Raw genomic sequence first — 11,704 nt, forward strand, 5'->3', positions numbered from 1 at the left:
CCTGGGAGGCTGGTAGGTCTTACCTATTTGTCCCGCATATATCAAAATTTCGGTAGAATTTTGCGCAAGGCAATCAAATTTGGTAGATGTTCTCGGCCCGGGGAGGCCTCCATGATCGAAGAACAGGACACGCGAATACTCGCCCACCTTCAGAAGGATGGTCGCGCCACCAATCAGCAGCTCGCCGACGAGATCGGCATGTCCACTTCCGCCTGCTGGCGCAGGGTGCGCGCGCTGGAGGAGAGCGGCGTCATCCAAGGCTATGCGGCGCTGGTCGCGCGCGAGCAGGCGGGATTTACGATGTCGGCCATCCTCCACGTCTCGCTGGAGCGGCACGATGCGAAGTTCGTCGACGAATTCGTGGCCAGGGTCACGACGCGCCGCGAGGTGCTGGAATGTTTCGCGACCACGGGCGACGCCGATTATCATTTGCGCGTCGTCGTGCAGGACATGGCGGCCTATAACAGATTCCTCGACGAGTTCATGTTCCGCATCCCCGGCATCCGCTATGTCCGCAGCAATGTGGTGCTGAAGGAGATCAAGACCGGCGTGGCGCTGCCGTTCTGAGACAACGACGGGACTCACACTGCCTCAGTCCGGCTGCGCCGGCGCAGTTGGCGCAGCGACAGTGCATGCAGCAGGATCGAGCTTGGCACGACGAAAGCCGGGGTCAGCACGTTCGGAAAGGTATCAATGGCCATGCTCGGGCCATCCGGAACGATGAGCTGGAACGGGCCAGGCGACATCGCCATTCCCAGGGCGATCGCAACGGCGAAGTCTGCGAGGCCGAAGATATTCCAGAAGATCGCACCTGTCCGCCCCTCGGCCGTCCCGGCCGCCAAGGCGATCGCCACCGGCACCGCGAACAGTCCGGTCAGCACGTCGCCGGCTCCTGCCGGCAATGCCCAGACGCCCGGCAGCACCCCGCGCAGCCAGTAAGCGAGCCATTGACTGCCAAAGATGCGATAAACCTGAGGGGCGATGAGCCACGTCGCCGGCATTGCATCGAGCAATTGTCCGACCCGCTTCGATAGCATCAGCACCGGAGTGCCGACGATCACTGGCAGCAGGATCGCCGCGGGAAGCAGCGGCAAGGAGGAGGCGCCCGTGCGGAATGAACCATTGATGGATGCCGTCCAGGCGAGGGCAGCCCAAAGCGTGAAGGAGACCATGACGACCAGCCAGGTCGCCCGGCGTTGCTCTGGCGTCAACGCGGTGTTTTCGAGCCCGAGCCACAGGCCGAGCGCAATGAGCCCATGGGCCAGCAGCCGAACGCCGAGGGCCGGAAAACCGCTCTGCGGAAGTGCGGGGAGCGAGTAGATCAGCCAGGTCCACAGGATCGTGAATAGAACGGTCCACATCAAGCCGAGCCGGATGGCAGGCTGGGCCGGGGCGGCAACGGAAGCAGCATCGCTGTTCATCGGCGTTCCCTAGAGAGAGGTCGACTGCGGTGGACGCACGAGATCGCGGCCAGCGGCCATGTCAGGCCGTTTCTTCTTCCGATCCGGACCTCACCAGAATCATGAAGACGAGAACATGGCTGACGAGCAGCAGCGGCACGTAGAGGGCTGGAATATAAATGCCGGCGCCGAAGAGGCCGGGATCCTGGATTTTCGTCACGCCCATGTAGTAGGCATTCAGGAGATCCAGCGTGCCCCAGACGTTGAACGCCCAGACCACCGGAATTGCGATCGACCATCGCCAGGAGAGTGCTGCGATTGACGCGAGCGCGAGAGTGGCGGCAATAAGGTCCCCCCATCCGACCTCGGCGGCGAAATTCGGGCTCAACTCCGCGGATACGAATCCCGCCACCATGAAATTCATGCCGAAGAACCTGAACGCGTTGAAGGCCGCGAGCAGTCTCAGGGCCTCGTAGCGCGGCATGACGCGGAGTGCCGGCCAGACGTAGATCGAAGCCACCACCGCGCTTGTCAGGAAAGCACCGGCGACGCTGAGCACGAAGGGAAGGTTGAAGCTTTGCGGCACGTTCGGATGTCCTTGTGGTGGCCTCTCCGGCCGGGTGCAGTCGAAGCTGGTCGGTTCGGCGTTGGCGGACGCTCAGGGTTTGGCCATCAGCAGACCGAGCGGCATCAGCGGACCGACTGCGATGTAGTCGTGGTCCATGAGCTCCCGCCGCGCGAGCGGCAGGCCATCCATGATCGCGTGTCCCTCGGCGACATCCCTGACATTCAACAGGAATACGGCGCCGCGCCCGTCGGATCGCGAATACCATTCGCGAACCGTTCCGTTGAGATAGAGCTGCACGGTCTGCCTGATTTCATCGGGCATGACGGCCATGATCTGATCTCGGGTGACGCCCGCCTTGACGGTCAGGATGACCATGACCCCCGTTGTCGGCGCCGCGGTCTGTGATTGGGCAAGTGAAGGATCGGCCATGGAGGTTGCGCCTGTGAGTATGAGGGTGACTGCCAAGACGACGTTCAGGACGACGTCGCGGATTGTCTTCATCGATTTCATGTCTCCGATCGCGGCGGCTGCGGCGACGGCACGGCTCATTTGCAATTCGGATGTAAGGCCGCTTCCCGCGAGTTACTATTCGCGATAATGTTGACGGGCTATGAAGCAGAACTTCACAGTCAGGCACGGTGCACTGGACGGCGTGGAGGCGTTCCTGAGTGTCGCCCAGCATCGCAGTTTCCGCCGAGCGGCAGCTGAGCTCGGGGTCACGCCATCGGCCATCAGTCAGGCGATACGCGCGCTCGAGGCGCGCGTCGGCGCCGCGCTCTTCATCCGCACGACCCGCAGCGTCGGTTTGACCGAAGCCGGCGAAAGATTCCTTGCGCGCGCCAGACCCGCCTTCGAGGAGCTCGTCGCGGCAAGCGGGGCGGCGCGCGAGCTCGGACAGCGACCGGCCGGCCTCCTGCGTCTCACCGTGCCGCGCTCCGTCGTGCCGATCCTGCTGGAGCCGCTGATCGCGTCGTTCTGTCGGGCATTTCCCGAGATCGAGGTGGAGCTTGCCGCAAGCGAAGAGCTGGTCGACCTCGCAGCCGAAGGTTTTGACGCCGGCATCAGGTTGGGCCAGTTCATCGCCCCCGACATGGTCGCGGTGCGCCTGACGAACCCGCTACCGCTCATTATCCTCGGCAGCCCGGCTTACCTTGCCCGCCGCGGTCGGCCCGAGCGGCCGGACGATCTGCGCGAGCACGCGTGCTTGAGATTGCGACGATCGAACGGTGCGCTTGCGTCATGGTCGCTCGACGACAACGGTCGTTCGATCGAGATTGTGGTTGCGGGACCTTTCATCGCGAACGACTTTCCGACGATGCTCGGAGCCGCCGTCGAAGGTGTGGGTCTTGCGCAAGTGCCCGCACCGCTGGCCACCGGTGCCATGGCGGCGGGCAAGCTCGTTCCCGTCCTGGAGCAATTCGCGCCGATGACACCGGGCGTGTTCCTGTACTATCCCGGTCACCGACAAATCATGCCGAAGTTGCGGGCCTTTATCGATCATGTGAAGGGCCGCTCAGGCGGCGCGAGCTGATCTACCGTTGCTCCCGCACGAACCGATTGCGCAGCGTGCCGATGCCGGTGATATCGATCTCCACGACATCGCCGTGCTTGATGTCCGGCGAGGCGCCGTCGGTGCCCATCCAGATCACATCGCCCGGCCATAGCGTAAAGTACTTGGTCAGCTCGACCAGGAACGGCACCACGCCGAAGATCATGTCGTTGGTGTAGAAGCGGTTGGTCTCCTTGCCGTTGACGCGGACGACGGTCTCCATCCTGGCGAGATTCGCCTCGGTCTCGATCCACGGGCCCATCGGCTTGAACGTGTCGGCGTTCTTCGAGCGCCACAGGCTGCGATCCGCCTTCTGCCAGCTGCGCTCGCTGACGTCGTTGCCGATGGTGTAGCCGAACACGCAATCCATCGCGTTCTGCTTGGTGAGGTGTTTGACCTTCTTGCCGATGACGACGACGAGCTCGCCCTCGTAGTGGATCTTGTCCGTCGCGAAAGAGGGGATCACGACCTCCTCGTCGTGTGCGATCAGCGCGTTCTGCGCGCGATAGCCGATCTCGGGCCTGTCAGGCACGGCCGGCACCTCGCCGCGCTTGTCGGCGGCCTCCTTCAGGTGCTTCAAATAGTTCAGGCCGACGCAATAGAAGGTGCGCGGGATCAGCGGCAGCTCGATCTTCACCTCGCCAAGCGGAAGCGTGCGCGAGGTGCGCTGCCATTCGCGGAAGGGATCGCCGTCGATTGCGATGACCCGGTCGCCTTCAACGATCCCCCAGGAGGTCTTGTCCGAGGCGGAGAATTTCAGCCAGCGCATGTCGGATCCTCCAGTTATTCCGCAGCATCGCGCGGCTGCACCTTCCAGGCGCCGGCGGCAGGCCGCCTCAAGCCGAGATTTTCCCGCAGCGTCTTGCCGCGATAGTCCTTCTGGAACAAGCCGCGCCGCTGCAATTCCGGCACGATATGGCGAACGAAATCGGCGTAGGAGCCGGGCACGTAGGTGGCCGCGATGACGAAGCCGTCGCAGCCGCGCTCGACGAACATCTCTTCGAGCTTGTCCGCGATCTCCTTGGGGCCGCCGACCATCGCGTCCTGCACCTGGCCGCGGCTGGAGAAGGTGACGAAATCGCGCGCGCTCGGATTGCTCTTGCCTGAATTCTTCAGCACGCCGTCGCGGATGCCCAGAATGCCCTGCATGCTCTTCAGCTCTTCCGTGGTCAGCGGCGCGTCGAGGTCCTTGGAGGCGAAATCGTAATTGAGCGCTTCGGCGAGCAGCGACAGCGCGTCGATCTGGAGCGGCAGCTTGTTGATCAGCGCCATCTTGTCTTCGGCTTCGGCCTTGGTCGCGCCGCAGACCGGCGTCGTCAGGTTGCAGAGGAACATCTGCTCGGGATCGCGGCCGGCTTTGGCCGCCTCGTTGCGCACGGCCGCATAACCCTCCTTGGCCGCGGCGAGGTTGCGCGCGGCGGTGAAGATCACCTCGCCCCAGCGGCCGGCAAAGCGCTGGCCGCGGCCGGATGCGCCGGCCTGGATGATGACAGGATGGCCCTGTTGCGAACGCGGCACGGTGAACGGCCCGCGCGACTTGAAGGCTGCTCCCTTGTGATCGAGCCGCTTCACCTTGGCCGGATCGGCAAAGCGGCCGCTCCTCTTGTCCATGATGAGCGCGCCGTCCTCCCACGTGTCCCAGTGGCCGAGGACGACCTCCATGAACTCGTCGGCGCGGTCGTAGCGGGAATCGTGTTCGGGATGGGAGTCCCGGCCCATGTTGAGCGCCTCGCCGTCATTGAGCGAGGTGACGACGTTCCAGCCCGCGCGCCCGCCGGACATCAAGTCGAGCGTCGCGAAGCGGCGCGCGACGTCGAACGGCTCGTAATAGGTGGTCGAGCAGGTCGCGCCAAGGCCGAGCTTGTCGGTGACCATGCCCATCGTGGTCAGCACGATCAGCGGGTCCATCTTCACGCAGCGGATGCCGTATTCGACGGTATGGGCGTGGTCGTTGCCGTAGCGGTCCGGCATCGCCAGGCGATCGTCGAAGAAGGCCATGTGAAACTTGCCGGCTTCGAGGATCCTGGCGATCTCCTGATAGTAATCCGCCGACATCGAATCGTCGCGCGAGTCCGGATGCCGCCAGGAGCTCGGCAAATTGGTGCAGTTTTGCGCCTGGAGGAAGCCGACCAGTACCATCTGCCGCGTCATGCTGCTGTTCTCCGAATTGCGTCAGGCCAGATCGAGCACCGTGTCGAGCCGGTATTCCCGCGCCAGCGCGCGCAGCTTGTCCCAGGTGGCATCCTCGACCTCGATGCCGTCACGCAGCCGCTGTTGCTCGCGCACGCCCTCGATCTCGCCGGGATAGTAGACGCCCGTGCTGCCCTCGGAGGGCGGGGTCGATTTCAGATAGCGCGCGAATTCGGCGACCTCGCGCTTGAACTCCTTCAGCGGGCGGAACGCGGCGACGTTGAACACCGCCATGAAGCAGCCGTCATTGTGCCGCCCCGTCGGCTCGACGCCGAAGCCGAGACCGGTGAGCAGGCCGCACAGCACCTCGACCATGGCGGCAAGCCCGCTGCCCTTGTAGCCCTCGGTGCCGCCGAGCGGCAGCAGCGCGCCGCCCTTGCGATACTGGGTCGGGTCGTTGGTGTGCCGTCCCTCGGCATCGATGATCCATCCCGTCGGGATCTTATCGCCGCGGGCCACAGCGAGCTGGATCTTGCCGGCGGCGACCGCCGAGGTCGCCATGTCCAGGTAGAACGGCGCATCGAGATCGGACGGCACCGCGATCGAGATCGGGTTGGTGCCGAGCCGCGCCTCCTTGCCGCCGAACGGCGCCACGTGCTTCGGCGAGCGGCCGGAGTCCGCGGTTGCAATCCCGATCATGCCTTCGCGCATCGCCATCAGCGGATAAGCGGCGAGGCGGCCGACATGGCTCTGCCGGAACACGGTGCAGGCGGCGACGTTCGCCGTCTTCGCCTTCTCGATCGTCAGCGCCATTGCCTTGGCGTTGACGTGGAAACCAAATCCCCAATGGCCGTCGATTACGGTCGTGGTCGGCGATTCCTGGATGATGGTCCATGTCGCGCCGGGAACGATGTGCCCGGCCTTGATGCGGTCGATATAGGTGGGAACCGCGATCACACCGTGGGAGTCGTGGCCGGCGAGATTGGCGTTGACGCAGCCGGTCGCGACCGCATCGGCCTCTTCCTGGGAAGCTCCCGCCGCCTGGAGCAGGGCGGCGCTGATGCGCGTGAGGCGGTCGGCCCTGACGATCGGCATGGCGTTTCCCCGGTCATCGCCCTTATCATGATAGCTGGCGGGCGCTTGTTGGGGACCATCGTCTCAAAGCGCAGGACCGATATCAATCTCCCGTAAACCAATACAGGGCTGCAAATTCGTAAAGAGAGCGCGCCTTTGGTCGAAGATTCGTTCCGGCCGGCGGTATTCTCGACAGTTTGGCGGGGGTCGTTCGCAGCTCGTTCACTCTGATCGACGGTTTGCGACACGCAATAACGACCACTTAGGCGATGGCCGTTCATAAAGTACCCGGGAAAATTAGGCAGAAATGCCCGGGAGCTGAGATCGTGCCGACGACACTCGCGCGCACCTTTGCGGCGTTGAGCGCCATAAACGAAGCGATCCTCTACGCGAAATCGCCGGACGAGCTGTACCAGAAGGTCTGCGACGCCGGGTTTTCGAGCGGGGACTTTTTGGCCGTGGCCGTGTTCCTGGTGGGACCGGACGGCCGGCGGCTTTGCTTTGCGGCCGGCTGCGGCGACGATATCCAGCGGCTGCGCTCGATCGAGATCACCACGGACGCCGGCACGCCGGAAGGATTGGGCGTCGGCGGCGAGGCGTTTCGCGATCAGAGGCTGTGCGTCAGCAACGATTATCTGAACGATCCGCGCTCGCTGGCGTGGCGCGAGGGCGCCGCCAAGGCCCACATTGGCGCTGCCGCGGCGCTGCCGCTACTCTGCAACGGCAAGAGCGTCGGCGTGCTGTACGTGACCCGCAGCGAAGCCGGCTCGCTGAACGAGCAGATGGTGTCGCTGTTCGAGCGCATGTCGGCCAACATCTCCTATGCCCTCGACAATTTCGCGCGTGAGACGGCGCGGCAGACCAGCGAGCGGGCGACGCGGCGGCTCAACCGCATGTTCGGCGCCATCAGCGCCACCAACGAGGCCATTCTCCGCGCCAAGACCGAGCAGGAGCTCTACCAGCTCGTGTGCGACGCCTCCGTGCATGGCGGCAAGTCGCTTGCGACCATCGTCCTGCTCCGCGAACCGGGTTCGCACTGGATGAAGCCGGTCGCATCTACGGGACAGAATCTGGAGCTGGTCACCCAGGCGCGCTATTCGATCGATCCGGAGAATCCCTATGGCAAGGGCATCTCCGGCGAGGTGTTCCGGACGCAGAAGGCCGTCATCGAGGAAGATCTCGCCAGCCGCACCCGGGGAACCCCGTGGGAGCAGGCCAACGTCAACACCGGTGTCGCCGCCTGCGTGGTCGCGCCGCTGATCAAGCACGGCGAAAGCGTCGGCGTGCTGTTGTCCTTCGTCAGCAGGTCGTGGGCCAAGGACGAGGAAGTCGTCGCGCTGCTCCTGCGCATGGCGGAGAACGTCTCGTTCGCGATTGAGAATTTTGACCGTGAGTCGGAGAAGGCCAGGATCGCCGGGGAAGAAGAGCGTCTCGCCCGCATGTATGCGGCGCTGAGCGCCACCAACGAGGCGATCCTGCGCGCGCGGACGCGGGCCGAGCTGTTCGACCTCGTCTGCGAGGCGACGGCGAAGGGCGCCAAGTTCACCTCGGTCACCATTGCGCTCGCCGACCATCGTGCCGAGCTGCTGCGCGTGGTCGCCAGCTATGGGCCGAACGCCGAACAGGTCCGCACCTTCAAGTTCTCCACCTCCGACCAGGTGCCGGAGGGACGCGGGCTGACCGGCACTGCGTTCCGCACGCGCCAGCCCTCGGTCAGCAACGACGTGTTCGCCGACGACCGCATTGCGCCGTGGCAGGCCAGCGCCCGCCGCACCGGCATCGCGTCGTCCGCGGCGCTGCCGCTCCTGAATGGCGACCGGGTCGAGGGCGTGTTCCTGTTCAATTCTCCGGAGCGCGGTACCTTCACGCCCGAGTTCGTCGAGCTGTTGCGCAAGCTTCAGGCCAACGTCGCCTTCGCGCTGGAGAATTTCGATCGCGCAGATGAAAAGGCCAAGGCCGAAATCCAGCGCAATCGTCTGCGGGGCATGCTCGAGGCGCTGAGCGCGACCAACGAAGCCATCATGCGGGTGAAGACCCGCGCCGAATTGTTCGAGGTGGTCTGCGAAGCCGCGGTGCTCGGCGGCACCTTCTCCTCCGCGACCATCGCGCTGGTGGACGAAACCGGACATTACCTCGACATCGCCATGACCAAGGGTGAGAGCTGCTACCAGGTCAAGTCGTGGCGGTTCTCGACGTCGGCGGAAGATCCGGAAGGCCGGGGGTTGACCGGCACCGCCTTCCGCACGCGCATCCCTTGCGTCGCCAACGAGCTTCTCACCGACATCCGCACGGCGCATTGGCACCAGATCGCGCGCATTCAGGGCACGAGATCGGGGGCCTGCTTCCCGCTGCTCAGCAACGGCAGCAAGGCGGTCGGCGTGCTGCTGTTCCTTTCAGTCGACGAAAGCGCGTTCACGCCGGACCTGATCCAGCTCTTGGGGCGGCTTGCCGAGAACGTCTCGTTCGCGCTCGACAATTTCGATCGGGCCGAGGAAAAGGCCCGCACCGAGGCGCAGAAGGAGCGCCTGACGCGCATGTTCGCGGCGCTGAGCGCCACCAACGAGGCGATCATGCGGGCGAAGTCGCGCGCCGAGCTGTTCGACCTCGTCTGCCTCGCGGCATCGAACGGCGCCAAGTTCACCTCGACGACGATCGCGCTGGCCAGGGCCGACAGCGACCAGCTCGAGATCGTGGCCGCGGCCGGGCCGTCCGCCGAAACCACGCGCAACATCCGCCTCTCCATCGACCCCGAGCGTCCCGAGGGGCGCGGAATGAGCGGCACGGCATTCCGCACACGCCAGCCCTGCATCAGCAACGACTATCTCAACGACGATCGCGTCCGTGTCTTCCATGCCGTCGTCCGCGGCGACGGCGCACGGTCGGGCGCGGCGTTTCCGCTCATCGCGCACGACCAGGCCGTCGGCGTCATGATCTACATGTCGACCGAACCGGGCACCTTCACGTCCGAGTTCGTCGAGCTGCTGCAGCGCCTCGCCGACAACGTCTCCTTTGCGATGGAGAATTTCGATCGCACCGACGAGAAGAACCAGGCGGACGAGCGAATCGAATACCTCGCCTCGCATGACAGCCTGACCGACCTGCCGAACCGCGAGACCTTCAACGGGCTGCTGCGCGAGGCGATCGACGCCGCGCAGCGCCACGATCACCGTTTTGCGGTTCTGTTCATCGATCTCGACCGCTTCAAGGTCATCAACGATTCGCTGGGCCACGAGGCCGGCGATCTGCTCCTGCTCGAAGTGGCGAACCGGCTGCGCGGTGCGCTGCGGACAAGCGACGTGGTGGCGCGCCTCGGCGGCGACGAGTTCGTGGTGATCCTCGACCAGTGCGGCGAGATCGACGACGTGCAGCGGATTGCGACCGGGTTGCTCGCGGCGCTCGCCGAGCCCATGGAGCTGGCCGGCCACGAGTGCCACACCACGGCCTCGATCGGCATCGCGATGTATCCGGCCAACGGCTCCGACGCGCAGACGCTGACCAAGAACGCCGACATGGCGATGTATCTCGCCAAGGAGGACGGCAAGAACGGCTACCGCTTCTTCTCAAAGGAAGTGAAGACGCAGTCGATCGAGCGGCTGTCGCTCGAGAGCGCGCTGCGCCGGGCGCTGGAGCGCGAGCAGTTTTCGCTGAACTACCAGCCCAAGGTCGACATGGAGACCGGCCAGATCACCGGCGTGGAAGCGCTGCTGCGCTGGGCACATCCCGATCTCGGCAACGTCTCGCCGGCACAGTTCATTCCGCTTGCGGAAGAAACCGGGCTGATCGTGCCGATCGGCCGCTGGGTGCTGAACGAGGCCTGCGCGCAGGCGATGGCGTGGCAGCGCCGCGGCCTGTTGCCGCTGTCGATGGCGGTGAACCTGTCGCCGCGGCAGTTCGTCGACGAACATCTGTTGCAGGATGTCGACGAGGCGCTGGCGGCCTCCGGCATGTCGCCGGTGCTGCTCCAGTTGGAGGTCACCGAGAGCATGATGATGCGCAATGTCGGGCGCGCGCTCAAGGTGCTCGACGCCATCCAGAGCCGCGGCATCCGCCTCGCCATCGACGATTTCGGCACCGGCTATTCGTCGATGTCGCTGATGAAGCACTTTCCGATCGACACCATCAAGATCGACCGTTCCTTCGTGCGTGACCTGCCGCAGGATTCGGAGGACCAGGCGATCGCGCAGGCGATCATCAGCATGGGCAAGGCGCTCGGCATGACCGTCGTCGCCGAAGGCGTCGAGAACGTCGAGCAGGAGGCGTTCCTGCGCACCCATGGCTGCGACGAGATGCAGGGCTTCCTGATCTCGAAGCCGCTGCCGGCCCGGCAGATGGCCGAACTGCTGCGGCCGATGGTTCTGCCGATCGCGCCGCCGCTCCAGCCGGAGCCGGATCCCGTCGCCCGCGAAGCCGCCGCGTTACGGCTGAAACGCGCTGTCGTCTGACGGTTGCGGGTGCAATTCGCGGACCTCGTGATCCGTGGCCTCGGCCTTGCGCGGAAAATCCTGCGGCCCCGTCAGCGAGGTCTGCTCGACGAACAGCGCGAGTATCGTGCGCGCACCGTCGGCGAAGCTCGCGCCTTCGTTCAAGCCGAGCTCGGAGCACCATGCGCCGCTCATCGGCTCGTGATCGTCGACCACCGCCATGGCAGGCCCCCACCACCAGGCAGGCGCAGGCGAGCGCTCGTCCCCGGGCACGACATGCCAGCGAACGAACTCATCCATCACGCGCTCGAACTCCAGGCGTGCAGCCTGATGCATGCGGTCGATACTCCCGGAATCCGCGCCCGATGACAGGCCGACGCGCGGATTTGATCGTGGCCTTGACGCTCGGAAAAAGCTGGCTCGCGCAAATTGGCCGAGCCATGCATGCCGACATCATCGTCGGCAATGCCTGAAATGCGGCCGTCAGCGATGCGCCGACGGCGGCAGCGAACGTCCATTCTAGCCGTTTGGAGGGACGGCAGGCAAGGTGCGGGTGTTACGG

10 protein-coding genes are annotated in these 11,704 nt (G+C 64.9%); 3 read left to right on the forward strand and 7 right to left on the reverse strand.

The features are described from left to right. Positions 1 to 111 precede the first annotated feature (111 nt). Complete coding sequence (locus tag AB5K84_RS07750; protein ID WP_011090317.1) at positions 112 to 567, forward strand: Lrp/AsnC family transcriptional regulator; 456 nt, start codon at positions 112 to 114, stop codon at positions 565 to 567. Between the two features lie 14 nt (positions 568 to 581). Here the strand turns inward: AB5K84_RS07750 and AB5K84_RS07755 are convergent, their stop codons facing one another. From AB5K84_RS07755 to AB5K84_RS07765, 3 genes are all read right to left on the reverse strand, one after another. Further along, the gene (locus tag AB5K84_RS07755; RefSeq protein ID WP_011090316.1) at positions 582 to 1,421 is read right to left on the reverse strand and encodes a hypothetical protein; all 840 of its coding nucleotides are present in this window, start codon (positions 1,419 to 1,421) and stop codon (positions 582 to 584) included. Positions 1,422 to 1,482: 61 nt separating this feature from the next. Beyond that, positions 1,483 to 1,986 (reverse strand): hypothetical protein, encoded by a 504-nt coding sequence (locus AB5K84_RS07760; protein ID WP_011090315.1) that lies wholly within the window; start codon positions 1,984 to 1,986, stop codon positions 1,483 to 1,485. Positions 1,987 to 2,058: 72 nt separating this feature from the next. Then, entirely contained in the window at positions 2,059 to 2,517 is a 459-nt protein-coding gene (locus tag AB5K84_RS07765; protein ID WP_011090314.1) for a hypothetical protein, read from the reverse strand. 61 nt (positions 2,518 to 2,578) lie between these two features. Here AB5K84_RS07765 and AB5K84_RS07770 point away from each other — a divergent pair, with 61 nt between their 5' ends. Further along, positions 2,579 to 3,499, forward strand: coding sequence for a LysR family transcriptional regulator (locus AB5K84_RS07770; RefSeq protein WP_038967360.1), 921 nt, complete (start codon positions 2,579 to 2,581; stop codon positions 3,497 to 3,499). A 1-nt stretch (position 3,500) separates the two neighbouring features. Here AB5K84_RS07770 and AB5K84_RS07775 read toward each other — a convergent pair whose 3' ends face one another. The 3 genes from AB5K84_RS07775 to AB5K84_RS07785 are packed head-to-tail and all read right to left on the reverse strand — an operon-like array spanning position 3,501 to position 6,742. Beyond that, on the reverse strand, positions 3,501 to 4,286 hold the full coding sequence (locus AB5K84_RS07775) for a fumarylacetoacetate hydrolase family protein (protein ID WP_011090312.1): 786 nt from the start codon (positions 4,284 to 4,286) through the stop codon (positions 3,501 to 3,503). Positions 4,287 to 4,300: 14 nt separating this feature from the next. Beyond that, entirely contained in the window at positions 4,301 to 5,668 is a 1,368-nt protein-coding gene (locus AB5K84_RS07780) for an LLM class flavin-dependent oxidoreductase (RefSeq protein WP_011090311.1), read from the reverse strand. A gap of 21 nt (positions 5,669 to 5,689) precedes the next feature. Then, on the reverse strand, positions 5,690 to 6,742 hold the full coding sequence (locus AB5K84_RS07785) for an Ldh family oxidoreductase (protein ID WP_011090310.1): 1,053 nt from the start codon (positions 6,740 to 6,742) through the stop codon (positions 5,690 to 5,692). 305 nt (positions 6,743 to 7,047) lie between these two features. On the opposite strand from AB5K84_RS07785, the gene AB5K84_RS07790 reads away from it, so the two are divergent. Next, positions 7,048 to 11,163: a bifunctional diguanylate cyclase/phosphodiesterase gene (locus AB5K84_RS07790; RefSeq protein ID WP_038967361.1), complete on the forward strand. Its 4,116-nt coding sequence runs from the start codon at positions 7,048 to 7,050 to the stop codon at positions 11,161 to 11,163. Here AB5K84_RS07790 and AB5K84_RS07795 read toward each other — a convergent pair. After that, positions 11,137 to 11,478: a hypothetical protein gene (locus tag AB5K84_RS07795; protein ID WP_011090308.1), complete on the reverse strand. Its 342-nt coding sequence runs from the start codon at positions 11,476 to 11,478 to the stop codon at positions 11,137 to 11,139. The genes AB5K84_RS07790 and AB5K84_RS07795 overlap by 27 nt on opposite strands. Between the last annotated feature and the right edge of the window lie 226 nt (positions 11,479 to 11,704).

Origin of the sequence: Bradyrhizobium sp. 1200_D9_N1_1 (assembly GCF_052075915.1) — a bacterium.
Taxonomy (GTDB): domain Bacteria; phylum Pseudomonadota; class Alphaproteobacteria; order Rhizobiales; family Xanthobacteraceae; genus Bradyrhizobium; species Bradyrhizobium diazoefficiens.

Coding starts and splice junctions, on each gene's coding strand:
- AB5K84_RS07750 (WP_011090317.1), top strand. CDS start 112: ATGATCGAAGAACAGGACACGCGAATACTCGCCCACCTTCAGAAGGAT.
- AB5K84_RS07755 (WP_011090316.1), bottom strand. CDS start 1,421: ATGAACAGCGATGCTGCTTCCGTTGCCGCCCCGGCCCAGCCTGCCATC.
- AB5K84_RS07765 (WP_011090314.1), bottom strand. CDS start 2,517: ATGAGCCGTGCCGTCGCCGCAGCCGCCGCGATCGGAGACATGAAATCG.
- AB5K84_RS07770 (WP_038967360.1), top strand. CDS start 2,579: ATGAAGCAGAACTTCACAGTCAGGCACGGTGCACTGGACGGCGTGGAG.
- AB5K84_RS07775 (WP_011090312.1), bottom strand. CDS start 4,286: ATGCGCTGGCTGAAATTCTCCGCCTCGGACAAGACCTCCTGGGGGATC.
- AB5K84_RS07780 (WP_011090311.1), bottom strand. CDS start 5,668: ATGACGCGGCAGATGGTACTGGTCGGCTTCCTCCAGGCGCAAAACTGC.
- AB5K84_RS07785 (WP_011090310.1), bottom strand. CDS start 6,742: ATGCCGATCGTCAGGGCCGACCGCCTCACGCGCATCAGCGCCGCCCTG.
- AB5K84_RS07795 (WP_011090308.1), bottom strand. CDS start 11,478: ATGCATCAGGCTGCACGCCTGGAGTTCGAGCGCGTGATGGATGAGTTC.